Source organism: Virgibacillus necropolis, from assembly GCF_002224365.1.
Lineage (GTDB): Bacteria > Bacillota > Bacilli > Bacillales > Amphibacillaceae > Virgibacillus_F > Virgibacillus_F necropolis.
The window spans coordinates 3,468,865-3,493,876 of record NZ_CP022437.1 but is presented as its reverse complement, the minus strand read 5'-3'; the positions used below and the strand labels follow the sequence as shown (position 1 = coordinate 3,493,876).

The 25,012-nt window shown below is 36.9% G+C and carries 24 protein-coding genes; 19 read left to right on the top strand and 5 right to left on the bottom strand.

The window, feature by feature from the left end:
• Window positions 1-60: 60 nt before the first annotated feature.
• The 10 genes from CFK40_RS16600 (at window position 61) to pepF (ending at window position 10,866) form a co-directional block, all read left to right on the top strand.
• Window positions 61-849, top strand: coding sequence for an SDR family NAD(P)-dependent oxidoreductase (locus tag CFK40_RS16600; RefSeq protein WP_227001807.1), 789 nt, complete (start codon window positions 61-63; stop codon window positions 847-849).
• Between the two features lie 384 nt (window positions 850-1,233).
• Window positions 1,234-1,920: a 5-oxoprolinase subunit PxpB gene (gene pxpB, locus CFK40_RS16595; protein ID WP_264371373.1), complete on the top strand. Its 687-nt coding sequence runs from the start codon at window positions 1,234-1,236 to the stop codon at window positions 1,918-1,920.
• Window positions 1,901-2,896, top strand: a complete 996-nt coding sequence (locus tag CFK40_RS16590; RefSeq protein WP_089533516.1) for a 5-oxoprolinase subunit C family protein — start codon at window positions 1,901-1,903, stop codon at window positions 2,894-2,896. The genes pxpB and CFK40_RS16590 overlap by 20 nt, the downstream gene beginning before the upstream one ends.
• A gap of 17 nt (window positions 2,897-2,913) precedes the next feature.
• Window positions 2,914-3,681 carry a LamB/YcsF family protein gene (locus tag CFK40_RS16585; protein WP_089533515.1) on the top strand — a complete coding sequence of 256 codons (768 nt, stop codon included), beginning with the start codon at window positions 2,914-2,916 and terminating at the stop codon, window positions 3,679-3,681.
• A 215-nt stretch (window positions 3,682-3,896) separates the two neighbouring features.
• Entirely contained in the window at window positions 3,897-5,111 is a 1,215-nt protein-coding gene (locus tag CFK40_RS16580) for a putative glycoside hydrolase (RefSeq protein ID WP_089533514.1), read from the top strand.
• 177 nt (window positions 5,112-5,288) lie between these two features.
• Entirely contained in the window at window positions 5,289-5,882 is a 594-nt protein-coding gene (locus CFK40_RS16575; protein WP_089533513.1) for a GNAT family N-acetyltransferase, read from the top strand.
• A gap of 282 nt (window positions 5,883-6,164) precedes the next feature.
• Window positions 6,165-6,560 (top strand): transcriptional regulator SpxA, encoded by a 396-nt coding sequence (gene spxA / locus CFK40_RS16570; protein ID WP_089060076.1) that lies wholly within the window; start codon window positions 6,165-6,167, stop codon window positions 6,558-6,560.
• 335 nt (window positions 6,561-6,895) lie between these two features.
• Window positions 6,896-7,585: an adaptor protein MecA gene (gene mecA, locus CFK40_RS16565; RefSeq protein ID WP_089533512.1), complete on the top strand. Its 690-nt coding sequence runs from the start codon at window positions 6,896-6,898 to the stop codon at window positions 7,583-7,585.
• A gap of 91 nt (window positions 7,586-7,676) precedes the next feature.
• A complete protein-coding gene (locus tag CFK40_RS16560) occupies window positions 7,677-8,849 on the top strand; it encodes a competence protein CoiA (RefSeq protein WP_089533511.1) in 1,173 nt (390 codons plus the stop codon).
• A 202-nt stretch (window positions 8,850-9,051) separates the two neighbouring features.
• A complete protein-coding gene (gene pepF, locus CFK40_RS16555) occupies window positions 9,052-10,866 on the top strand; it encodes an oligoendopeptidase F (protein WP_089533510.1) in 1,815 nt (604 codons plus the stop codon).
• Window positions 10,867-10,959: 93 nt separating this feature from the next.
• On the opposite strand, the gene CFK40_RS21390 is transcribed toward pepF, so the two are convergent.
• The 4 genes from CFK40_RS21390 to CFK40_RS16540 all read right to left on the bottom strand — a co-directional run bounded on the left by CFK40_RS21390 (window position 10,960) and on the right by CFK40_RS16540 (window position 13,736).
• Entirely contained in the window at window positions 10,960-11,127 is a 168-nt protein-coding gene (locus tag CFK40_RS21390; protein WP_405196598.1) for a hypothetical protein, read from the bottom strand.
• A gap of 548 nt (window positions 11,128-11,675) precedes the next feature.
• A complete protein-coding gene (locus CFK40_RS16550; RefSeq protein WP_089533509.1) occupies window positions 11,676-12,569 on the bottom strand; it encodes a ClpXP adapter SpxH family protein in 894 nt (297 codons plus the stop codon).
• A gap of 142 nt (window positions 12,570-12,711) precedes the next feature.
• Entirely contained in the window at window positions 12,712-13,092 is a 381-nt protein-coding gene (locus CFK40_RS16545; RefSeq protein ID WP_089533508.1) for a globin domain-containing protein, read from the bottom strand.
• 68 nt (window positions 13,093-13,160) lie between these two features.
• Window positions 13,161-13,736, bottom strand: a complete 576-nt coding sequence (locus CFK40_RS16540; RefSeq protein WP_089533507.1) for a CYTH domain-containing protein — start codon at window positions 13,734-13,736, stop codon at window positions 13,161-13,163.
• A gap of 432 nt (window positions 13,737-14,168) precedes the next feature.
• Here CFK40_RS16540 and CFK40_RS16535 point away from each other — a divergent pair, with 432 nt between their 5' ends.
• The 3 genes from CFK40_RS16535 to CFK40_RS16525 are packed head-to-tail and all read left to right on the top strand — an operon-like array spanning window position 14,169 to window position 16,509.
• On the top strand, window positions 14,169-14,777 hold the full coding sequence (locus CFK40_RS16535; RefSeq protein ID WP_089533506.1) for a GTP diphosphokinase: 609 nt from the start codon (window positions 14,169-14,171) through the stop codon (window positions 14,775-14,777).
• A 20-nt stretch (window positions 14,778-14,797) separates the two neighbouring features.
• Window positions 14,798-15,607, top strand: coding sequence for an NAD kinase (locus tag CFK40_RS16530; RefSeq protein WP_089533505.1), 810 nt, complete (start codon window positions 14,798-14,800; stop codon window positions 15,605-15,607).
• A 14-nt stretch (window positions 15,608-15,621) separates the two neighbouring features.
• Window positions 15,622-16,509, top strand: a complete 888-nt coding sequence (locus CFK40_RS16525; protein ID WP_227001805.1) for an RluA family pseudouridine synthase — start codon at window positions 15,622-15,624, stop codon at window positions 16,507-16,509.
• Between the two features lie 814 nt (window positions 16,510-17,323).
• On the opposite strand, the gene prpE is transcribed toward CFK40_RS16525, so the two are convergent.
• On the bottom strand, window positions 17,324-18,061 hold the full coding sequence (gene prpE, locus CFK40_RS16520; RefSeq protein WP_089533504.1) for a bis(5'-nucleosyl)-tetraphosphatase PrpE: 738 nt from the start codon (window positions 18,059-18,061) through the stop codon (window positions 17,324-17,326).
• A 273-nt stretch (window positions 18,062-18,334) separates the two neighbouring features.
• Here prpE and CFK40_RS16515 point away from each other — a divergent pair, with 273 nt between their 5' ends.
• From CFK40_RS16515 to CFK40_RS16490, 6 genes are all read left to right on the top strand, one after another.
• Window positions 18,335-19,513: an FtsW/RodA/SpoVE family cell cycle protein gene (locus CFK40_RS16515; RefSeq protein ID WP_089533503.1), complete on the top strand. Its 1,179-nt coding sequence runs from the start codon at window positions 18,335-18,337 to the stop codon at window positions 19,511-19,513.
• A 90-nt stretch (window positions 19,514-19,603) separates the two neighbouring features.
• Window positions 19,604-20,965: a magnesium transporter gene (mgtE, locus tag CFK40_RS16510; RefSeq protein ID WP_089533502.1), complete on the top strand. Its 1,362-nt coding sequence runs from the start codon at window positions 19,604-19,606 to the stop codon at window positions 20,963-20,965.
• Between the two features lie 199 nt (window positions 20,966-21,164).
• The gene (locus tag CFK40_RS16505; protein WP_089533501.1) at window positions 21,165-22,181 is read left to right on the top strand and encodes an ABC transporter ATP-binding protein; all 1,017 of its coding nucleotides are present in this window, start codon (window positions 21,165-21,167) and stop codon (window positions 22,179-22,181) included.
• Entirely contained in the window at window positions 22,168-23,100 is a 933-nt protein-coding gene (locus tag CFK40_RS16500) for an ABC transporter ATP-binding protein (protein ID WP_089533500.1), read from the top strand. Before CFK40_RS16505 ends, CFK40_RS16500 begins: the two co-directional genes overlap by 14 nt.
• A 4-nt stretch (window positions 23,101-23,104) precedes the next feature.
• Window positions 23,105-24,067, top strand: a complete 963-nt coding sequence (gene opp4B / locus CFK40_RS16495; RefSeq protein ID WP_089533499.1) for an oligopeptide ABC transporter permease — start codon at window positions 23,105-23,107, stop codon at window positions 24,065-24,067.
• 21 nt (window positions 24,068-24,088) lie between these two features.
• Window positions 24,089-24,994, top strand: a complete 906-nt coding sequence (locus tag CFK40_RS16490) for an ABC transporter permease (protein WP_089533498.1) — start codon at window positions 24,089-24,091, stop codon at window positions 24,992-24,994.
• Window positions 24,995-25,012 lie beyond the last annotated feature (18 nt).

The window sequence follows — 25,012 nt, the reverse complement described above, 5'->3', positions numbered from 1 at the left end:
TATTACTTTTGAATACCCCTATTACATACAAACATAAAAATTTTAAGAAAGGTTGAGGAAATGATGAGATTAAAAGACAAAGTAGCGATTGTGACCGGATCAGGTCAGGGTATTGGTGAAGAAATTGCAAAAACATTTGGCCGGGAAGGCGCAAAAATTGTTATTGCCGAAATTAATGAAGAAACCGGATCAAAGGTTTCAGATGATTTAATGTCTTCTGGAGTCGAGGCGGTCTTTGTAAAAACGGATGTTAGCGACGAACAAAGTGTAAAAGAAATGGTTCAAGTAGCGGTAAAACATTTTGATGGTATTGATATTTTGGTAAATAATGCTGCGATTGCTGTTCGTAAATCTGTAGTAGATACATCGCTTGAAGAATGGCAAAAGGTCATCGGTGTTAATTTAACAGGTCCGTTTCTTTGTTCAAAATATACACTGCCAGAAATCACCAAGCGCGGTGGCGGCTCGGTTATCAATATCGGTTCGTGGCATGCGGATAAAACAATTACTCGCTTTGCGTCATATCCAGCTGCCAAAGGAGGTCTGCTTGCCTTAACAAGACAGATGGCTTTGGACGAAGGTCCGCATAAAATAAGAGTGAATGCAGTTTGCCCAAGCATGGTTGATACACCGCTTGAACGCCAGACATTTTCCAGCTTGCCTGATCCCGATAAAGCATATGAACAGGCGCTCGATTTTCAGCCAATGGGTCGAATTGGAACAGTGGAAGATATCGCAAATGCTTGTTTATTCTTTGCCTCTGATGAGTCAGTGTATGTCAGTGGTCAGTCATTAGTGGTTGACGGTGCCGCTATCAATAAGATAGCACGCCCGTTAATGTTTGATTGATTTCTTAAAGATGGACTCTCTCGGTAATAAACATGGATTATATTACAAAAATATAATCCATATTTGTTTTAAGTTGAGCTTGGTTTGACTAGTTGAGGAAAACATTCTAGTCATTGAAACTACGATTTTTTAAATACCTAGTAAACTATCAAGGCTGTATTTAAACGTATTAAAAAACATCTATGCGTAACTATACCAACCAAGGAAAGGATGTTTTCTATTCTTCTATTGAACCAAATTCTAATCAAATGAAAAACTAACACGGGTGACTCATTTTTTAAACAAGCGAAGATAGGCACTTCATACACCAATCCACTATTCATGATTTAAGGGGTGATTAAAACGAACATCAAATATAGGAGTGCAGGTGACTCATCAATACTAATGGAATTTGATCTTGAAATTAATAAAGAAACAAATGCTATTCTAACAAATTTGTCTAATTTAATTGAATCTGATTCTGAAAAACACTTTAATGAAACTATTATTGGATATCGGTCTATACTCATAGAATACAATCCTTTGGAGTTATCTTTTAAAGAAGCTATAACAAAGCTTGAAGGATTAAAAGGAGAAGCTGAGAATGGTGAAAACCACACTAGCAGGCACATAGAGATACCTGTTCTTTACGGGGGGGAACATGGTCCTGATATAGAAAGTGTGTCAAGTTATAACAATTTATCAATAGAAGAAGTGATTGATATTCATTCCAGTGCTAATTATTTAGTATATTTTATAGGATTTACACCAGGCTACCCATTTCTTGGTGGAATGTCACCTGAAATTGCAACACCCCGTTTGGAAAGTCCCCGTATTTCAATTCCACCGGGAAGTGTAGGAATAGCAAATAATCAAACTGGAATTTATCCGGTTGAGAGTCCTGGTGGATGGAGATTAATAGGTCAAACACCGATCCAACTGTACGATGCTAAATCGGATCAACCATTTCTGTTTAAATCTGGGGACAATGTTAGGTTTAACAATATTGATATTAATGAATTTAATGGGATTAAAGAACAGGTGATGAAGGGGACCTATAAGCCAACGATAAATGAAATTAAAATTAAGTAAAGTTCTTCTAGAAAAAGGGGGGGTTACTATTTTTGAAGTATTAAATCCCGGATTATTTACAACTATTCAGGATCTTGGAAGATCAGGTTACCAAAAATATGGGTTGGCCGTGTCTGGGTCAGCTGATCATTATTCCCATAGATTAGCAAATATTTTAGTTGGGAACCCCGAATCTTCCGCGGTATTAGAAGTGACATTAATGGGATTGAAATTATTAACACTAAAAAATGGATTTATTGTAGTCACAGGGGGCGATTTGAATTTTACAATAAATGGTTCACCCGTTCAGTCGTGGAAGACTATAAAGGTAAACGAGGGGGATATAATCCGGTTTACTGGATGTAATTCTGGTTGCCGGGCATATTTAGGGGTTGCTGGTGGAATTTATGTTCCAAAAGTATTGGGAAGCAGATCCACCGATACAGTCGGCAAAATAGGTGGAATAGATGGGAGACCCTTAAAAAAGGGAGATGTAATTCAAGTAGGGAAGCAACCAACAAATAATTTCCGAATAATTAAACGTCGTCTTCCTAAGGAATTAATTCCTTCTTACACCAATTCAGTAAATCTAAGAGTTATACTTGGCCCTCAAGAAGAAGCATTTGAACAGGAAGCGATAGACACCTTTTTTTCTTCAAAATATAAGGTGACAAAGGATCTAGATCGAATGGGTTGTCGTCTTGAAGGACCAATACTAAACCATACTAAGGGAGCTGATATTGTATCTGAAGGGATTTTTTTTGGAGCAATTCAAGTTCCTAAAAATGGTCAACCAATTATCTTTTTAGTAGGAAGGCAAAGCATAGGGGGGTATACAAAAATAGGGGGGGTAATTAGCGTAGATCTACCAAAAACGGCACAGGTTAAGCCGGGTGATCATATAACGTTTGAAAAAGTCACAGTGGAAGAAGCACATAGATTATTAAAGGAAAGAGAAAGAAAATTTTCTGTACTAAAAATGCATTCCTATAGTTAAAACAAGGAGGGTGAAGATTGAGAACAACAATTGATTTGAATTGCGATATGGGTGAAAGTTTTGGGGTTTACAAGCTTGGATATGACGATGACGTTATTAAATTAATTTCCTCAGTGAATATTGCGTGCGGGTTTCACGGAGGAGATCATAATATAATGAACCATACAGTGGCCATGGCAAAAAAATATGGTGTAGGTGTTGGAGCACACCCGGGTTTCCTTGACCTGCATGGATTCGGACGTCGTAATATCGATGTAGGTAGGGAAGATTTGATGAATTCTATTATCTATCAAATTGGAGCTCTTTACATGTTTTGTCAGAAACACGATGTTGAATTACGACATGTGAAACCACATGGTAATATGAATAATATGGCAGACAAAAATAAAGAAATGGCGGTAAACATAGTAGATGCTATACGTGCAGTTGATAAAAATTTACCTATTTTAGTTAAGCCTAATTCACAATTACATCTTGTTGCAAAAGACAAGGGCTTACCGTTTGTTTTAGAGTTGTTTGCTGACAGGGCATATAATGATGACATTTCCTTAGTGTCTAGAAAGTACGAAGGTGCTGTTATTAGTGATCCCGAAAAAGTCGCGAAAAGAGTTATAAAAATGGTGACGGAAAAAAAGATCACTACAATTAATGGAGAGGAAATAGAGGTTGATGGAGAGTCAATTTGTGTGCATGGTGACACACCAACCGCGTTAGACATGATTAGAATTATTAAAGAAAGGCTTGAAGGCATAGGTGTTAAAATTGCTCCGCTTTCTGTAAATTAATTGATACATTCGTATCTGGAAGCGAAGCGAAAGCTAGAGTCTGAAAATAGGTGACTATATGCAGTGATTTCTTCATAATACATTCTAGTTCAAAAAGAAACAGAAAACACAAATAAAAATGTCCTATATTTCGACATTAATTACCAAATTTACGTTCATTTTTTTGTTTTTTTCCTATATAATAGAATGAAATGAAGATTAGGAGATTGATATTAATGGGGAAAATGGGTATTGGAATAATGGCGATTGTAGGGATTCTCCTGTTTGCTATCGTATTGCCACTTAACGTATCTGCAAGTGGTGAAAAAGAAGTACATACCGCACACAGTCATATGAAAAAACAAATAAGTCTAAAGCCAATAGATGTAAGTAAACAAATGCAGCGATTTACATATGATTCGGGGCTCGATTTTGAATATCCAGATGCTGTTCGAGGAATTTATGTAACTGGTCCTTCAGCAGGGGGAAAACGTTTTGAGACGTTGCTAAACTTAGTGGATTCAACAGAATTGAATGCAATGGTTATTGACATTAAAGAGGATCATGGAAACTTAACATTTAAACCAAAAGAAGGCTCCCCTTATGAAGATATCGCTAAGAACTTTATCAATGAACCACGTAAAATGCTTGAAGTACTTGAAAAGAAAGGGATTTACCCGATTGCAAGAATTGTGGTATTTAAAGATACTGTTCTTGCAGAAAAACATCCAGAATGGTCATTTAAGCAAAACGGAGAAGTATGGACTAATGGCAATGGAGAAGCATTTGTAAATCCATTTCAAAAAGAAGTCTGGGAATACAATGTAGAAATTGCAAAAATGGCAGCTGAGCTTGGTTTCCAAGAGATACAATTCGACTATGTCCGCTTCCCAGAGGGCTTTGAAGATTACGATGAAGTTCTCGACTATGATTTAGGCGATTATACTGATTCTGAAGGAAATGTAGAACGACGAGTTAATGCAGTAACTGATTTTGTATCTTATGCAAACGATGAGTTAGATTATTATGGGGTAGACGTTGCAGTAGACATTTTCGGGTATGCAGCAACAATTCCTGCAGCACCTGGTATTGGACAAAATTTCACGAAGATATCCAAAAACGTTGATGTCATATCTTCTATGATTTATCCAAGTCATTGGACATCTTATTTTGGTATAGAAAAGCCTGATACCGAACCATATAAATTAGTTAGTAAGTATGCAAAAGTTGAAAATGAAGTATTAGGTAAATTAGAAGATCCACCAACTTCAAGGCCGTGGATTCAAGATTTTGAAGCTCCTTGGTTATACAGTGGACCAACAAAGCAATATGGAAAAGCGGAAGTGGAAGCACAAATTAAAGCATTGAACGAGCAGGGGATAAATGAATTTTTACTTTGGAATGCTGGCAATGATTATACAGATAATGTGGACTATACACCGCTTAATTAAGAATAAAAGCAGATCCCTTTTGGGGGTCTGCTTTTTCAACTTCAGAGCAATTTTTGTTTAAATTATTGTTATTAGGGCAAACAAATAATAGTGCTTAACGTAAAAAGGCATTTAACAAAACGTGATTAATTCGTTATACTATAAGAGACTACTATAAAATGGTAAAGGAGTAGATGAATGAATTGGTATGAAAAGTTAAACAAATATTTCCCAGTAGAGGAAATGAAATCGAAGGAACATATGGACATGCTTTTGAAAGAAAAAGGGGACGTATATTATAAAGACGAAAGCCCAAATCATGTTTTAATGTTCGCTGAGTTCGATACATTTATTTTTATCGACTATGTATGGGTGTCTACTGAGACAAGGGGGCAAGGAACCGGTCACAAGATAATGGAGAAGCTAAAAGAAAAAGGGAAACCAATTATTTTGGAAGTAGAGCCTGTTGATTATGATGATACAGATACCGAGAAGCGACTTCGTTTTTACCAAAGAGAAGGATTTACCCACGCACAATCCATTGGATATAATCGCCGTTCACTTGCTACAAATGAAGAGACTACAATGGAAATTTTATATTGGTCTCCAAATGACGATTCCGAAGATGTAATTTATGAAAAGATGAAACATACGTATGACCATATTCATACGTATAAAGATGAAGAAATATATGGAAGGTCGTATCAGCCTGTTGATGAAGTATTGAGCTATGATACGGACCGTGAAAATGAAGACATTTTTAAGAATCTAAAAAAGCCCGAGAAAGCTTAAGTTATTAATTACGCAGCCCCATCTTATTTCCTGGGGTTGCTATAGTATTATCCTAAATAATTTTGATAAAATGGTTTAATTAAAAATGATTAGGGTATGTTATATATAATCGACAACATTTCATGAACATTGATTAAAAACCTAATTTTTTTACATATACTCTACCTTTCGCTTGACAAATGTAGTATACTATACATATAGGTTATTTAAACTTATTTTAATCTAATAAGTTATAAAAAGTTCATGGAATAACCAATATATTAGATTGAGGAGTGAAGTTTTATGGTAACACTTTATACCTCACCAAGTTGTACTTCGTGCAGAAAAGCAAAAGCATGGTTAGAAGAACATGATATACCGTTCACTGAACGAAATATATTTTCCGAACCATTATCATTAGACGAAATCAAGGAAATTTTACGCATGACAGAAGATGGAACGGATGAGATAATTTCAACTCGTTCTAAGGTTTTTCAAAAATTAGACGTGAATATAGATCAATTACCCTTAAAGGATTTATTTCACTTGATTCAAAAAAACCCAGGATTATTAAGAAGACCAATAATACTTGATGAAAAACGTCTACAGGTTGGTTATAATGAAGATGAAATAAGACGATTTTTACCTAGAACGGTACGTACATTTCAACTACGCGAGGCTCAACGGATGGTAAACTAATTTCATTTGAAATTAGTAGGAAAATGATAAAAAAAAACGCAGACCTATTTAAGAAGGTTCTGCGTTTTTGTTGTATTTCTCAAAAAGATTCGTGACAAATGCTTAGTAATCATCTAAAATATAATATTAAATTGCATATATATAGGCATTTTAATTTTCAAAAGCCATCGTTGTAGCATACAATGAAAATATAGAAGTTAATACACCAAAATGAATGGTTAAAAAAGCAGAAAAACGGGTAATTAAATAGTAAAGAAGCCTTATTTTTAGCATAGGTAGATACGGGTGAGATAGTCTCTTCCACCTAACTATTTAATAGAAGGGAGAGAAATACCATGGAAATAGAACGAATTAATGATAATACCGTTAAATTTTATATAACCTACGTAGATATTGAGGATCGTGGATTTGAACGCGAGGAAATTTGGTACAACCGCGAACGTAGTGAACAGCTATTCTGGCAAATGATGGATGAAGTGAACTATAAAGAAGATTTTAATGTAGAAGGACCACTTTGGATACAAGTGCAAGCATTAGAAAAAGGGTTAGAAATCATCGTGACAAAAGCACAAGTTTCTAAAAATGGTGAGAATATTGAGCTGTCCACTGAGAATGGGAAAACGATAGATTTATCTGTGGATGAGGATATTGAAAATATGCTAGAAGATAAATTTGGTAAATCAAGCGACAAAGACACGGAAGAAAATATAGAAGAAGACGGTAATTTATCACTTGTTGTAAGTTTTAGTGATTTTGAAGATGTCATTCAGTTAAGTCATTATTACCAGGATGAAACGGATTCATTCCAAGACAGTCTATACAACTATAATAACAACTATTATTTTTATCTAGAATTTATTGATGAATCATTAGATGATGACCAGCAAGAAGATATCATTAGTAAAATTTTTGAATTTGGCAGGGATACAGATATGACCATTCATTATTTAGAAGAATATGGGAAAAAGGTATTCACCGATGACACATTCGAACAAGTAAGAAACTATTTCCCTGCACAGCTATAAGGCATCCAACTATGGGTGTTTTTTTTTTTATGAAAAAAGCAGGAACTTGTCCGCTTTTGTCGAATTATTAATAACGGAGGTGATACCATCTATGCTTCAAGCAAAATCAAAAACTGGTAAGATCACTACACTTGTTAGCCTCTCAAAAGATGAAATTCGAAAGGCGCGGCGAGGTGAATTTGTTTGCCCGGTTTGTAATGAACCTGTTTTAGTGAAGGCTGGTGAGAGGACGGTAGCACATTTTGCACATCGGTCAAAACTCGAATGCGCTTCAAATGACCACGGTGAAGGTCCTTATCATGAGCAGGGAAAACTTTTATTGTATAATTGGTTAAAGCAACAAGGAATTGATGTTGAGTTAGAAAAGTATTTACCTGAAATTAAACAACGTCCAGATCTTTTTGTCACAATTAAGAGTCGTAAGGTTGCAATTGAATATCAATGTGCACGGGTTCCAATAGAAATAATAAACCGACGAAATACAGGATACATGGAAGCAGGAATTACACCGATATGGATTCTTGGAGCCAAACATTTTCATCGATTGCGTCAGCACCACTTTAAAGTGGATCCATTCACTCTTTCGTTTATGCATCGATTTTCAGCCGATTTCCCCTTAACGTTTTACTTCTTTTGTCCACAAACCTTTCAATTTATTATCATCCAACATGTTCATTTAATATCAGCGCGTCTCGCTTTAGGGCTATTTAGGTTTATCTCACTAAAAGATATGACTTTTTCCAATATGTTTTTTCAGCAAGAGTTACACGATAAGTGGCTATTTGAACTGTGGAAGAAAGAAAAAATGGCATTTCGATTACGTCAGAATAATCGATTGCATGGTTCAGAATTAGCATGGTTTAACTGGTTATATGAAAAAGGAACACATAAAGAAAAACTGCCGTCTATTGTACATTTACCTGTTCGTGGACAGCACCTTATGAAAACAACACTTGGTAATTGGCAAAGTAGGTTATGCCTGGATTTGTTAGACCCCTTACCGATTGGAGCCAGTTTTACCTTAGAAAGATCCCATCGTATACTTCGTTATCAACCACGACAGCATTTTTCCTTAGACAGAGGGATGGATAACCCTATCTATGAATATTTAATTTTATTGAAAAAACTTCAAGTAATCGATCAAATTGACTCCCATCTATTTAAAAAAATAAAAGAAATCCATTTTCACAAAAATATAGAAAGTTCCCTTAGTGAAGATGCACGATTAATGAATCAGTTGATACATTGTAGTACGATAGTATAGTGCATGATTATAGTGGGAATTAGCATACTAAAGTAGTCATTACTTTTTACACGGATAAGAATGTATTAATTTTAAATGGATATCAGTATAAGTGCAACTAAGGCTTTCGCCATTAAGCTTGGCGATAAGCCAAGTTTTCTAACAGGAATTTTGTAAATTTTGCCGAATAAGTATAAGAGTGGAAAAAAAGGAGGATATTCAATTGGCTAAAGCAACAAAGGAATTACCAAAAAGAAGTGAGTTACCTAAAGAACTAACATGGGATCTTGAAGATATTTTTGCAACTGATGAGAAATGGGAACAAGAACTAAAAAGCTTGAAGCAAGATATCCCTCAGATTGAAGAATACGCTGGGAAATTATCTGATTCTGCGCAAGCATTATATGACGTGTTAAAGCTCCAAGACGATTTATCACAGCGTTTGGGCAAGCTTTTTACATATGCGCATATGCGTAATGATGAAGATACGACTAATTCATTTTACCAGGAGATGAATGCAAAGGCCGAAAATGTGCTAACACTTGCATCAAGTTCAATGAGTTTCCTGGTCCCTGAAATTTTAACAATTGAGGAATCGAAGCTGAAGCAATTTCAATCAGAAAAAGAGGAATTAGCTTTATATAAGCAAACATTAGATGAAATTACGCGTCAACGTGCACATGTATTGAGCCAAAAAGAAGAAGCATTACTTGCAGAGGCTTCAGAACCGATTGAAAACGCATCGCAAACATTTGGTATGTTAAACAATGCCGATCTTACTTTCCCAGCGATTAAAAATGAGGACGGAGAAGAAATAGACTTAACACATGGACGTTATCTCGGATTTTTAGAATCAAAAGACCGTAGAGTACGCGAGGATGCATTCAAGGCAATGTACAGCACATATGGTAGCTTTAAAAATACGTTCTCTTCCACTTTAACCGGAACTATTAAGAAGGATAACTTTAATGCGAAGGTACGTAATTATGATTCAGCAAGACACGCTGCATTGGATGGAAACAATATTCCTGAGCAGGTATATGAAAATTTGGTTGAAGCGGTGAATGACAAAATTCATTTACTCCACCGATACTCTGCGTTGCGTAAAAAGGTATTGGAACTAGATGAACTGCATATGTATGACATGTACACACCACTCGTGAAAAATGTTGAAATGAAAATTCCGTATCAGAAGGCACAGGAACATGTAGTGGAAAGCCTTGCACCACTTGGGGAAGAGTATGTCAACATCGTCAAAGAAGGCTACAAAAATCGCTGGATTGATGTGGAGGAAAACAAAGGAAAGCGCAGTGGAGCTTATTCATCAGGAGCATATGGTACAAATCCATATATCTTACTGAACTGGCAGGATAATGTGAATGATTTATTCACACTCGCACATGAACTTGGCCATTCCGTTCACAGCTATTATACAAGAAAGTCGCAACCATTCCGTTATGGAAACTATTCTATTTTTGTGGCTGAGGTTGCGTCAACCTGTAATGAAGCACTGTTAAACGAATACATGTTAAACCATTTGGAAGATGAAAAAGAAAAACTATACTTGTTGAATCATTTCTTAGAAGGTTTCCGTGGAACGGTTTTCCGCCAAACGATGTTCGCAGAATTTGAACATGATATTCATAAGCGAATGCAAGATGGCGAGGCACTAACTGCTGATAAATTGACGGAAATTTATTATGCGTTGAACAAAAAATATTTCGGTGATGAAGTTGTTTCAGATGAGGAAATCGGGCTTGAATGGTCACGCATCCCACACTTTTACATGAATTATTATGTATTCCAATATGCTACCGGCTATTCGGCGGCAACTGCTTTAGCTAGTCAAATCTTAACCGATGAAGATGGCACGGCGGTTGAACGCTATTTAAACTTCTTGAAAGCGGGAAGTAGTGATTTTCCAATAGAAGTGTTGAAAAAAGCTGGTGTCGACATGACGTCAAAACAACCAATACTTGAGGCGTTGGATGTTTTTGAAGAAAAGTTAGAAGAAATGGAAAAACTGTTGTTGAAATAAATTTTTGAAAGAGGATGTTCCATTATGGAACATCCTCTTGTAATTGGGAGGGGGAGATGAGATGAAGGGTGGAAAAACAACTGCTAGCATTCACTACCGTAACCTTCGAAAAACTTTCCTATGTGTAAAGGAGAAAATGGTCAAATAAATCGATATAAATAGTAGTGGAAGTGTAATATAAAGCGGAATTAGTTGCATGAACCCTAAAATATTTAAAAAGAACGCAAAAATCGTTAGGATTAAAAACAAATATGGCATAATCCCCTGCATGTACAAAACCTCCTGAAAGTTTTTTTTGTCTAGCTCCAGCGATTAGTCCGGCTGATGTTTTAGATATTCTGAAGAAGCGTTGATATTCTGGGTTGAACGTTGATATCTAGATCGAACGTTAAGACAATCGCTCTTAGATAAAAACCATCACTAAAAGATTCATCTTAAACTTGGCTGAGGCTAACGAAGGCACTTGCGCTTTTCTTAAGTATATGATTTATAAATAAAAATTAGAAGTATGACATTTTTGTGAAATAATGCACATACGTATTGAACACCAGTAAATAACTTGGTATAGTTAATTTGTGAGATAGAAAAAGCAAACAAACCCCTTTGTTTGAACTTAAACTTTCTCCATCCCCTTTGTTTGATACAAAAGACCAGAAGGATATACGCTGCCCCGTATATCCTTCTTTAGTATCCAAATTTATATCGCCATTCCAAACTGTACTCAAGAAACACAAAAACGGCCACCCCAGGCAGCCGCTCAAAGTCTTTTTCACAGTTTGACAACCAAATATACCCCACTGTATGAAGTTTCATTTTATATATTTCCAAAAGGATCCATATTTAACAGGGATCTTTTCAACGATTTGTTTTAACTGTAACTTTTTCATTTCTTTATCTGTTTGAGCAAGTGTCCAGTCATAGACAACAGCTATTTCTTTATTACCAACGATGCCATAATAAGCCATAAATTCGTCTAGTTCTGGTGTTTCAGCTGGCGTTGGATCTTGTTGGAGCATTTGTTTTAGTACTTTTACATAAATATCATATGGATAAAGGCCAGAAATTTTAATACCTTGTTCTTCTGCAACTTGATTGAAAAAGACAATAGTTGGAATATAATCAACTTCCATCTCCTGTGTCAGCTTTAAATCGCATTGAAATGCCTTTTTTGCTGATGGGGAATATAGGTCATTTTTAAATTCTTGCAGGTCTACATTTGCCTCTTTTGCAATATCAAATAGTACTTCTTCATCTGATATATTGCGTTTTTGTAAAAACAGGTTTTCCTGTACTTTACGTAAAAAGATTTTACCGGCTTTTTTGCCTTGTAGTTCAGCTGCTTTTATTGCAAGAGATGCAATCCACGGGGCTGTTACTGGGTTATCAATCCATAAATCTCCATCACAGCTCATACCTGTTCGTTTCGCTGTTTTATCCCAAATGTCTTTGAGTTTTCTTGGTTTATCGAATTTATCTTTATTTAACGTATTTAAGTGTCCACTAATAATAGGTCGGATAGTTAAAAGGCGGCCATACTCAATGGAAAGCTTTTTGAGGTAGGGCTCTAAAGACCAACACTCAGGACAAAGAGGATCTACAAAAACATAAATTTCTATCGGTTTTTGTACAAAATCAACAGAGCCAGATTTCGCCGATGTGTTAGTTTGATTAAAGCTTTCAAGCTCAGCATTTTGCCAACTCACATCGATTCTCCTTTCTATTGCGTCTAGTTACAGAAGCTGAAGCTTTTGTTCCACTGATAAGAAAATAAATAGTTTGTAAATATCAGTTAAGTGCAACTAGGGCTTTCGCCATTAAAGCTTGGCGATAAGCCAAGTTTTCCTACTACTCTAGTGTGTTCATCATATGATTTGCTGTCATGGTAAGTTTTTCAACTATTACACTGCGATAGGGTTCTTCGATTTCTGCTTCAACAAGTGCTTTTTCCATGCATTCAAGCCATGCATCTTTTCTCGTCGGTGTTATCTTAAAAGGAAGATGACGGCGCCTAAGCATCGGGTTACCACGTTCTTCAGAATAAATCATGGGACCACCAAAAAATTGTGTAAGAAATAATCGTTGTTTTCTAGCGGTTTCCGTTAAATCATCTGGAAAAATTGGAGTGAGTTCTGGATGCTCTCCAACTCGCTTGTAGAAAGCAGTTACTAATCTATCTATGGAATCGAAGCCACCAATCGCCTCGAACATTGTGCCGGGTCTTGTCATTGCTTTCTCTCCTAATAATGTTTGTCTATATTGTAGCAACGTAATAATCCTTCGGCAAATTATCTGATTTAATCAAACGTCAATGATGTGAAAAATCGTTTAATTTTATTTGGTGTTTCTTTTTTGGTTATCCCATACCTATCAATAATTGATTGGAGCATGTTTATTCCAGCTTCCTTTGATTGTGCTTCAATTTCCAATTCATAATCGGACATCCCATTATAAGTACTATAATCTAACACTAATAGTGTTCCCCGATAGTTTGTTTCGTATCTTTTTGTTTCTAATTTCCCATAATAAACCAGATCATTTAGGCAGACACCAAGTGATTCAAGCTGTTTGCTCACCTGGCTTTTTTTAATTGGATTTCCATTAATCCAGCTTGTTACCTCGTTTTTTGTCAGGTTATCATGTGACTCCAGTAATCCATCTATATGCGGTTCTTTTAATGTTAAGACATGCTTTCCAGTTTTTTCGCGAATTCGTAGAGCGGCACCTTTTGCTTTTAATGAAAAATCTTTCGTTTCAAAATAATAGTTGGTTTGCCATGTTCCTGAATCAGGGAAAGGTAAACGATGCAATAGTTGGTTGAACTCATCCGCTGTTAACAAATTTTTATATTCAATTTCAATTTCCTGTGTCATTTGTTGACCCCCATTTAAATAGGATGGTTTATCATTGATTATCGCCAATTATCAATAGTAATGCAAAGATTTCCCATTGGGTTGTGTTATGATAGGATGGAAAAGGTTAATTATCTATTTAGTATTTAAATGTGTGTTCAAAAAGCCACCGTTTATTATGGAGGCCACTGAAAAAGTTAAGTATAGTACAAAATATGTGGATCTACCGTCGCATCCTCGAATATACTACGCTTTCCGCGGGCGAGTGTCGAGCCTCCTCGGACTGCCGTCCTGTGGGGGCTCGCCGATCTCTTACTTCCCGCAGGAGTCTCCGTATATTCGAGGATGCTAAGTTAAGGTGAAAAGATAGTTTCTTAAAATCCACCACTTTTTCAGTGGGCTCTTATTATGTGATGGCTTTTTGAACATACTCTTAAAGGTGGTACATATACGATGAATTGGAAAGCATTACTCGCCCCGTATTCACAGGTGGTCGAGGAATTAAAGGTGAAACTTAAAGGAATGCGAACGCAATTTGAATATGAGTCTAGACATTCACCGATTGAATTTATTACTGGGCGAGTTAAACCTGTTACAAGTATTTTGGATAAAGCAGAAACAAGACAGATTTCGCTTGAACGGGTTGAACAAGAAATGCAGGATATTGCTGGTGTACGTGTTGTATGTCAGTTTGTCGATGACATTTATAAGATTGTAACCATGTTGCGTTCGCGTAATGATTTTACGATTATTGAGGAAAAGGATTATATATCGAAAAAGAAGGATAGCGGATATCGTTCGTTCCATATCATAATTGAATATCCAGTTGAAACCATTCACGGTGAGAAAAAAATAATTGCCGAAATTCAAATTCGTACACTTGCCATGAACTTTTGGGCGACCAATGAGCACTCATTAAATTATAAATATAAAGGAAGTATACCAAGTGATATTAAAACCAGACTACAAGGAGCTGCAGAAGCTGCATTTAAATTAGATGAAGAAATGTCTAAAATAAAGAATGAAGTACAAGAAGCACAACGTATTTTTCATCGAAAATAAATCGAGGGAGATGACGACTAATGAAATTTGCAATAGTGTCAAAAGGCGACGACCGTTCAAACAATATTATGGCAACGATGAGGCAATACTTAACTGAATTTGATTTAGAATATGATAAGGAAAATCCCGAGCTTGTCATCTCCGTTGGTGGGGATGGAACGCTACTCGAAGCATTTCATCGTTATATTCATCGACTAAATGAAACAGCTTTTATTGGCGTACACACTGGACATCTCGGTTTCTATGCAGACTGGGTCCCAGAAGAAGTTGAAAAGCTGATCATCGAGATTGCTAAAACACCATTTCAAGTTGTGGAATATCCGCTACTAGAAGTAAATATACGCGCGAAATCCGGGGGGAAGGAAGATACATTTCTAGCCCTAAATGAAGCAACCATTAAAACAGCAGACGGATCGGTTGTGTTTGATGTAGAAATAAAAGGGGAGCATTTTGAAACATTCCGTGGTGATGGATTGTGTTTATCAACTCCTTCAGGTAGTACAGCTTATAACAAAGCACTTGGCGGCGGGATTTTGCACCCATCTCTTGAAGCGTTTCAACTAACTGAAATGGCATCGATCAACAATCGGGTTTTCCGTACGATTGGATCTCCATTGATTTTACCGAAACATCATACTTGCCTATTAAAGCCTCTTGCTGAGCGTAGCTTTTTGATTACAATTGATCATTTTACTGAAACCTATACAAATGTAAAATCGATTCAATGCAGAGTAGCCAAAGAAAAAGTACGATTTGCACGGTTTAGACCATTCCCATTTTGGAATCGAGTACGGGATTCATTTGTTTCAGAAGGCGAGAAAAAAGTTTAGGGAAGGTGAACGTATTGAAATGGATTATTGAACGGGAACAGGACGGTATGTCAATTCATGATTATCTTCGTTCTGTTCAATCCTTCTCAAGACGATTAGTAAAAAATGTGAAAGATAGTAAAGGGAAAATACAGGTAAATGGAACATGTCAAACAGTGAGATATCGCTTGTCTTCTGGAGATGAACTTGAGGTCGGTTTTCCACCAGAGATTGTCGGTAAAGGCCTTTTCCCAGAAGACCTTCCATTAACGATAGTTTATGAAGACGAGGCTGTATTGGTAATCGATAAACCAGCAGGAATCGCGACCATTCCTTCGTTTAAACATTTAAAAGGAACGATTGCGAATGCGGTTCTCGGACATTACCGGAAGCATCAAATTCCTTATACTGTACATGTTGTGACGAGGTTGGACCGTGATACATCAGGTCTCATGTTAATTGCCAAGCATCAATACAGCCATTCATTGCTTTCCGGAGAACAAAAAGCTGGGAAGGTGAATCGAAACTACTCTGCAGTGGTAGAGGGAAGCCTTTCACAGTTGGAAGGTACGATTGATGCGAATATTGGACGTAAAGAAGGTTCTATCATCGAGCGGATGGTAACGGAATCTGGTAAAAAGGCAATTACGCATTACCAAGTAGTGGAGCAGTCTACTAATTATTCTTTAGTAGATATCAGGCTTGAAACAGGGAGGACCCATCAAATTAGAGTCCATTTTGCTCATGTTGGACATCCTTTAGCTGGGGACGATTTGTATGGTGGTTCAACTAAGGATTTCAATCGTCAAGCATTACACTGTACGGAATTAACGTTTTGTCATCCCTTTACAAAAAAGGTGATGCATTTTCAATCTTCACCACCATCTGAACTACTTCATTTAATTAGGCTGTTTTCTAAATGATGGTGCTTTTGAGAGAATGGATATAAAATGCGACGTAAGTACTGTGTTTGGTGGTTGGACAACCGTTCCGGAAATCCACTACGCGCACCTTAGGGCTCGCGATGAGCCTCCTCGATCGCAAAAATCGCTCACTGCGGGGTCTCATCTTCTTCGCTTTCGAGGCCACTGAAAAAGTTAAGTGTAATACAAAATAGTGGATCGACGGCCGCATCCTCGAATATACTCCGCTTTCCACGGGCGAGTGGCGAGCCTCCTCGGACTGCCGTCCTCCGGGTTCTCGCCGATCTCTTACTTCCCGTAGGATAAGGAATGCTTCCCCGAAAAGGCATCGCACGAAGAAAAAGTGTTTTTCTTTTTCGAGGAGTCTCCGTATATTCGAGGATGCTAGGTTAAAGTGAGAAATTAAATTTTTCAAATTCATCCTTTTTCAGTGGACTCTTCGCTTTCCCGCAGGAGACTACGTGGATTTCTTTCACTAGGGTTAGGCTTAACAATTTTATATGGTTGTTTATATTACGCAGGTAGCCAGCAAATTATGGCAGTTGTTTGGAGCGGAGGACCGTTGACTCCTGCTTAGAACAGCACGAGTCTGAAGACCCCGCAGAGTGGGAGATGATGAGGGCCGACTAAAACCGTCCTTTGCGGACAACATCGGCATACCACTTGCCGGGGCAAGGAGGCTGAAGCCGTGCCCGCGGAAAGGAACGGTCCGCAGCGGAAAACAACCAGCAGTCACTTGGCATTGTATTTCCAGAGATGCAAGTTACTCGCATTTTTTATCAATAGCAATAGACTTTGCTAAAACTGCATTTAATTAAAAGGTCCTAAACTTTTCAGAGGTAAAAGGCTGTCTTGACTGAACAGAAACTATTTCTTTTTCTGGCATGCGAAAGGCAGTTAATTTATTGCCGAAAACACAGCCGGTATCAATGTTCACTGTATTGTTAATCATACGCGGTTCTAACACTGGCGTATGACCATACACGATCCATGGCTCGCCGTGATAATCCTGCGCCCAATCACGACGTATTGGACGGCCGTCCTCGTGCGTGGCACCAGTGATATCCCCATACAGTACAAATGTCCGAACCTTTTTATCTGTACGTCCAATATATTCTTCTTTGATTCCTGCATGAGCTACAATCATATTACTATCTGGTAAATGTAAGTATAATGGTGCTTCCTCATACAGGGTCATAAATTGATGCCTGATTTTTATCTGTTCCCGTTGACGTAGTGCTTGATACTCCTCCACCGTTGTTTCAAGTCCATAGCGAACTTGTATATTATTCCCTAAAAAATATCGGTAAAGCTTATTACAATGATTACCTGGTACATATCGAGCCACTTGATGCTTTACAACCATATTATATACAAGCTCAATAACCGCAAGTGAATTTGGCCCACGGTCCGTAATATCTCCAACAAAAACTGGGATACGATTATGGGGATGAACGAATGTTTCCTTATTTTTTTGATAGCCAAGTAGATGAAGTAGCTCAACTAACTCATCTATACAACCATGAACGTCACCAATTACATCTATTTTCATATTATTTTCCACCTTGATCGTTTAATTTAACCAAAAACCTAAAGGATATTTAATATGGTAGCACAAAATAATTTGTGGTAAAATTGTTTAATGGTAACGAAGAATAAATACCACTACTAGTTGATAGATAATCTAATACTTCGACAAATTGTGTCGTTGTTATTTATGTGCTTTTATAACAAATCATACATTAACACGTTAAACTTACTTATTAACTAATTCAGCTCGTGACAGCAAGAATGATAAACAACCAAAGGACAAAGGTGATTTTTAATGGAAAAGGAAAACACAGGAGGATTACAGTTTGATTTAATCATTATATTCTTGTTGTTTATGGCTACTAGTTTAACTGCTCTTTATAATTTGCAAGAATTACTGCCAGGGGACGAGGCAGACTTTTTGTTTAAACAATTTATTTGGTACTCTGCTGGGGCATTATTTATTTTCTTGATTAGAATGCTCGACCTAAATCAACTTTACCAATTAAGTTTTTATGCATATTTATTTGGTGTACTTATATTAGGTGTATTATTAGTAAGCCCTGAATCTTTAGTACCTGAAATAAATGGTACATATAGTTGGTTTGCTTTCCCTGGAATTGGTACAATACAGCCTGCGGAGTTTACAAAAATTACCACGATATTGGGGTTAGCTATTACCATTTCCAAACATAAGGAAAAGTATGTGAACAAAGATTTTAAAACTGATTTTATACTTTTGCTAAAACTGGTGATTATTGCCGCTATACCTGTGTTTCTAATTCTTTTGCAGCCAGACTTTGGTACATCAATGGTATATCTAGTTATATTAAGCTTCATGGTACTAGTATCAGGAATTAATTGGAAATTAATTTTCACCATCGTTGCTTCAGCGGCTATTATTGGAGGTGGGGCTTTAATGCTAATCGTTAACTATCCGCAGTTATCAGAGGATCTGTTAAACATTGACCCCTATCAAATTGAAAGAATTGAAACATGGTTTGGCCCTGAAGAGGAAGTAGATGCTGGAAGTTACCAAGTCAATAAATCGTTTTTAGCAATTGGCTCAGGTCAATTATTTGGAAAAGGAATTGGAGATCTTCAAGTTCCTGTTCCATATGCGGAAACTGACTTTATCTTCTCAGTTATTGCAGAAAGCTTTGGGTTTGTCGGTAGTAGTTTTGTCGTATTTCTCTATTTCTTTTTGATCTATAAGCTAGTTAGTATAGGTTTGAAAATATATAATACAAGTGTTTTCGGTTCCATGTTTTGTTTTGGTTATATGGCATTGATTTCTGTTCATACATTCCAAAATATAGGGATGTCGATTGGGATAATGCCCATAACAGGGGTTCCACTTCTATTAATAAGCTATGGTGGTAGTTCAGTTTTGGCCACCTTAATTGGCTACGGGATTATTTACCGAGTAAGCGAAGAAATTACGAATAGTGAAGGATATATGTTTGGGAAATAATGAATAACCTCGTAGCTTCTTTTTGGCTATGGGGTTATATTTCTCTTATATTACAAGCTATGTGTTTTATTTTGAAAGGAAGTGTTTCATATGGAAAATACAGATAAGAATGAGCAGCAATGGAATATGTTACACGGTCTATTGGAAAAAGAAGATATTTTCAGCTTTCGAACAGAATTTATCGATATGCATCCATATGATCAAGCACAATTTTTCTTAGGACAGAAAGAAGATATCCGCCTATTAATTTACAGTTATTTATCTCCTGAGGAAATTGCAGAGATTATGGAAAATATCGAAATAGAAGATATCGAACCCTTCTTTACGGAAATGGATCCACGTTATGCTGCGATGGTTTTTTCAGAGATGGCTACAGATGACGCAGTGGATATTCTAAATGAATTGAGTAAGGATAAGGTCGCAAGCTTCCTCACAATTATGGATAATGATGCTTCTGATGAAATAAAACAGCTGCTCCATTACGAGGAGAAAACTGCCGGAAGTATTATGACTACTGAATTTATAGCTATTTTTAAAACACAATCCGTCAGAGATACGATGGTGCAATTGAAAAAAGAAGGCCCTGAAGCAGAGACCATTTATTATTTATATGTAGTGGACGAAGATAAACGTTTGGTTGGCGTCCTTTCATTACGGGACTTAATCATTTCAGAAGAAGATACGTTGATTGAGGACATTATGAGTGGGAAAATTGTTTCGGTATCTGTTGCAAAAGATCAAGAAGATGTAGCCCAAATGATGCGGGATTATGACTTTTTAGCTGTACCAGTCGTAGATTTTCAAGACCATTTACTTGGGATAATTACAGTCGATGATATTTTAGATGTAATGGAAGAAGAGGCGAGTGATGATTATTCCAAATTTGCTGCAATCTCTGATGTAGATCGACCAGATGATAATGCATTTCTTTCAGCAAAAAAACGTCTACCCTGGCTTATTATCTTATTGTTTCTAGGTATGTTAACAGCTAGTTTAATTGGGCGGTTTGAGGATACGCTTGATGTAGTACCCGTGCTGGCAATTTTCATTCCTTTGATTGCGGGTATGGCAGGGAATACAGGAACACAGGCTTTAGCAGTTGCTGTTCGTGGATTAGCAATCGGGGATTATGGCAAACAAGGAAAAGTTAAGTTAATCATTCGGGAGGCCGCAACGGGATTAATAACCGGAACCGTTTGCGGGATTGCAATTACCTTGGTTATTTATTTATGGCAAGGCGATATTTTTCTCGGACTGCTTGTCGGAATCTCAATCATGGCAACGCTCGTTGTTGCAACATTAGCTGGGTCGCTTGTTCCTCTTATTATGGATCGATTTAATATTGATCCAGCAGTTGCATCCGGACCATTTATCACAACCATAAATGATATCATATCAATTTTAATATACTTTGGCATGGCAACGGCGTTTATGGGATTTTTGATAAAATAGCTTATTGAACACAAATTTAAAAATTATAAGAAAATTAGTCAAAAAGGCTTGTTATATAGCAGAAAATAATATATACTTTGAGAAAATCCAGTTATATTACAAAACGATTACAATGTAATACTAACTGTATTTTTTTATAGATAGTTTTTGCAATCTTACTATTATTTTTAAAAGTACATCTAAGATAGGGGGATTAATTTTGAATAAGGCATTATTAGAAATCAAAAATCTAAAAACATCGTTTCGGATTAAAGATAATTACTATGCAGCGGTAGATGATGTTTCATTATCCGTACATAAAAATGAAGTACTGGCTATTGTCGGGGAATCAGGATGCGGAAAAAGCGCCTTAGCTTTTTCAATAATGGGATTACATAATCGAGCTAAAATTGAAGGGAATATATTATATAAGGATCATGACATTGCCGCTATTAAGCCTGGAGATCTTAATAAACTACGTGGTAATGAAATGGCAATGATTTTCCAAGATCCACTAACTGCATTGAACCCACTAATGGTTATTGGAGATCAAATCAGTGAAACATTGCTATTACATAACAAAAAGCTTTCGAAAAATAGACGAAAAGAAAAGGTAATTGAATTGTTAGATAAGGTGGGAATTCCGAACCCTAAACGGACGTATAACCAGTTCCCACATGAACTGTCTGGCGGGATGAGACAGCGAGTAGTGATAGCAACAGCAATCGCCAACGAACCAGAAATATTAATTGCTGATGAACCTACGACTGCACTTGATGTAACAATTCAATCACAGATTCTAGATCTGATAAATGATTTGAAAGAGGATATGCAAGCTGGCATTATTCTAATAACGCACGATTTAGGTGTTGTTGCGGAGACTGCAGACAGAATAGCGGTTATGTATGCAGGACAAATTGTTGAAATTGCAGATGTAGATACATTGTTTGGAAATCCGCTACATCCATATACTAGATCCTTATTAAATTCTGTTCCAAATACAGCTACAAAGCAGTCAAAACTTCATGTTATACAAGGAATTGTTCCATCATTACAAAATTTGCCGAGGCAAGGCTGCCGGTTTAGTCCGCGAATTCCATGGGTTGATAGCGCAGCACATGAGGAGCATCCGGATTTGCATGAAGTAGACCCTGGTCACTTTGTGCGCTGTACGTGCTACAGGTATTTTAACTTCCCAGAATTGAGTAAGGAGGATCAAAGGCATGTCGTTTCTTGAAATTAAAGATCTAAAGGTACATTTCCCAGTTAAAGGCGGAGTATTCGGACGGACTGTAGATCATATAAAGGCAGTAGACGGAGTTTCTCTTAAAGTTGAAAAGGGTAAAACGTATGGACTTGTTGGTGAATCAGGATCTGGTAAAACAACAACTGGTCGAGCGGTTATTGGCCTAAATACTATTACCTCAGGAAAGGTATATTTTGATGGTCAGGATATTACTGATTTACGCCATGCGAATTTAGATGTACGTAGAGAAATTCAGATGATTTTCCAAGATCCTTACTCATCGTTGAATCCAAAAAAGCGCGTATTAGATATCGTCGCTGAACCACTTCGTAATTACGAGAAGCTATCAAAAAAAGAAGAGAAAAAGCGGGTTCAGGGTTTACTAGAGATGGTCGGATTAAACCCTGAAAGTATTATTAAATACCCGCATCAATTTTCTGGTGGACAACGGCAACGAATTGGAGTTGCGAGGGCAATTGCTTTAAAGCCGAAGCTTATTATTGCGGATGAACCTGTATCAGCGCTTGATGTTTCCGTGCAAGCACAGGTGTTGAACTTTATGCAGGACATTCAGAAGGAATTGGGTTTAACCTATATTTTCATTGGCCATGATCTTGGGGTTATTAGACATATGAGTGATCACATTGGAATAATGTATAAAGGTCGTTATGTCGAGCAAGGAACATCGGAAGATATCTTTAATGACCCGCAGCACATCTACACGAAGCGACTCGTTGCAGCAATTCCGGACATCGATCCTACCAAACGTAAAGAACAAGCTGATTTTCGTCAAAAAGTGAAATTGGAATACGAACATTCGTATAACGATTACTTTAATGACGATGGTTTAGCTTATAACTTACAGCCAGTATCTAATACACATTCAGTGGCTTTACCTGGGAAAGGTTGATAATATGTGGAAATTTTCTATACGTCGAATTTTAATAATGATCCCGCAAGTAATATTATTAAGTGTTTTGATATTTTTAATGGCTCAGGCAATGCCAGGTGATGCATTATCAGGTTTAATCGATCCAAATCTAGACCCGAAAGAAATAGAAGAAAGAAGAGAAGAACTTGGCTTAAACGATGCATGGTATGTTCAGTATACCGATTGGGCAAAAGGTGCAATTCAGGGAGATTTTGGGCAGTCTTTTCGTTTTAAAATGCCAGTTTCTGAATTAATTAATCAACGAATTATTAATACAGGTTGGCTTGCACTAGCAACATTATTTTTTACATATATAATTGCGGTTCCACTTGGAATCACTAGTGGACGTTTTAATGATACGTGGGCTGATCGAATGATTACTGGTTACACGTACATAGGATTTGCAACACCGCTGTTTATCTTTGCACTTGTCACGCTTTGGATATTCGGCTTTCAACTGGGTTGGTTCCCTACTAGTGGTAGTGTGACCCCGGGGTTAGAACCAGGTACGTTCGATTATGTAATGAGTAAATTCTATCATTTATTACTACCAGCCTTATCTGGTGCATTAATTACGACGGTTTCGACAGTTCAGTATTTACGAAGCGAAATTATTGATACCAAACAAAAAGATTTTATTGTTACAGCAAGAGCAAAAGGCGCCTCTGAATCAAGGGTCTATAACCGACATGTTTTACGGAATTCGTTATTACCGATTGCTGCATTTTTTGGCTTTGAAATTACTGGATTAATAGGCGGATCAATCTTTATTGAAAGTATTTTTGCTTATCCAGGTATGGGACAGCTTTTCTTAGAATCAATTAATTTACGTGATTATACGGTTGTAACTTCAGTTGTTCTATTATTTGGTATTGCCTCGATAGTAGGGGCGTTAATTTCAGATATTATTCTAAGTCTCGTAGATCCACGTATTCGTATAAAATAAGACAACGCTGAGGTGATATATATGGAAGTAAATAATGTTTTACCCGACCTTGATGAGGAGGTTGACAAGAGTCCATCAGGCTGGCGCATTATCTGGCGTGAAATTGTTCGTGATAAGGTAGCACTGATATCATTAATTTTTCTTGTACTAACTATCATGTTTGTATATGGTATTTCACTTATTTTAAACCAGGAAGAAATCGTTAAAGTTGATTTATTCTCTATTCATGAACCACCTAATGATCAATTTATTTTAGGAACCGATTATGGTGGTCGGGATATATTTGGACAATTGATTATTGGTACACGTAATTCACTATCGATTGGACTTCTTGTTACATTAATGACAGGGATTATCGGTGTCCTATTTGGTCTAATATCTGGCTATTACGGTGGAACACTTGACAACATATTAATGCGTATTCTAGATTTCTTTCTCATTTTACCATTTCTCATGATTGTTATTGTTTTTGTTGCTATCGTTCCAAAGTATACTATTCTAGGATTCTCGTTAATTATGACAGCGTTTTTATGGATGGGGATCGCACGTTTAATTCGCTCGAAGGCCTTACAAGAAAAGGAACTCGATTATGTTCAAGCATCAAAGACACTCGGTTCCTCCAATTTGAAAATTATGTTTACGCAAGTGTTACCTAATCTAAGTTCTCTTATAATCGTGACAATGACGCTAAACTTAGCAGCAAATATCGGTTTAGAATCAGGGCTTTCGTTTTTGGGATTTGGTTTTCCAGAAAGTACACCAAGCCTTGGAACACTATTAAGTTATGCAACAAACCCGCAAACGCTTGAAAACAGATGGTGGATTTGGGTACCTGCATCGGTACTAATTTTGGTATTGATGTTAAGTATAAATAATGTAGGTCAGGCACTTAAGCGTGCTACCGACGCAAGGCAAAGAAGGGGATAAATCAAGGGGGTGAGCAAC

Coding starts and splice junctions, on each gene's coding strand:
- CFK40_RS16560 (WP_089533511.1), top strand. CDS start 7,677: ATGCTTCAAGCAAAATCAAAAACTGGTAAGATCACTACACTTGTTAGC.
- mecA (WP_089533512.1), top strand. CDS start 6,896: ATGGAAATAGAACGAATTAATGATAATACCGTTAAATTTTATATAACC.
- CFK40_RS16500 (WP_089533500.1), top strand. CDS start 22,168: ATGTCGTTTCTTGAAATTAAAGATCTAAAGGTACATTTCCCAGTTAAA.
- CFK40_RS16515 (WP_089533503.1), top strand. CDS start 18,335: ATGGAAAAGGAAAACACAGGAGGATTACAGTTTGATTTAATCATTATA.
- CFK40_RS16540 (WP_089533507.1), bottom strand. CDS start 13,736: ATGACACAGGAAATTGAAATTGAATATAAAAATTTGTTAACAGCGGAT.
- opp4B (WP_089533499.1), top strand. CDS start 23,105: ATGTGGAAATTTTCTATACGTCGAATTTTAATAATGATCCCGCAAGTA.
- pxpB (WP_264371373.1), top strand. CDS start 1,234: ATGGAATTTGATCTTGAAATTAATAAAGAAACAAATGCTATTCTAACA.
- CFK40_RS16575 (WP_089533513.1), top strand. CDS start 5,289: ATGAATTGGTATGAAAAGTTAAACAAATATTTCCCAGTAGAGGAAATG.
- CFK40_RS16535 (WP_089533506.1), top strand. CDS start 14,169: ATGAATTGGAAAGCATTACTCGCCCCGTATTCACAGGTGGTCGAGGAA.
- CFK40_RS16600 (WP_227001807.1), top strand. CDS start 61: ATGATGAGATTAAAAGACAAAGTAGCGATTGTGACCGGATCAGGTCAG.
- CFK40_RS16545 (WP_089533508.1), bottom strand. CDS start 13,092: ATGACAAGACCCGGCACAATGTTCGAGGCGATTGGTGGCTTCGATTCC.
- CFK40_RS16530 (WP_089533505.1), top strand. CDS start 14,798: ATGAAATTTGCAATAGTGTCAAAAGGCGACGACCGTTCAAACAATATT.
- CFK40_RS16590 (WP_089533516.1), top strand. CDS start 1,901: ATGAAATTAAAATTAAGTAAAGTTCTTCTAGAAAAAGGGGGGGTTACT.
- mgtE (WP_089533502.1), top strand. CDS start 19,604: ATGGAAAATACAGATAAGAATGAGCAGCAATGGAATATGTTACACGGT.
- CFK40_RS16490 (WP_089533498.1), top strand. CDS start 24,089: ATGGAAGTAAATAATGTTTTACCCGACCTTGATGAGGAGGTTGACAAG.
- CFK40_RS16580 (WP_089533514.1), top strand. CDS start 3,897: ATGGGGAAAATGGGTATTGGAATAATGGCGATTGTAGGGATTCTCCTG.
- prpE (WP_089533504.1), bottom strand. CDS start 18,061: ATGAAAATAGATGTAATTGGTGACGTTCATGGTTGTATAGATGAGTTA.
- spxA (WP_089060076.1), top strand. CDS start 6,165: ATGGTAACACTTTATACCTCACCAAGTTGTACTTCGTGCAGAAAAGCA.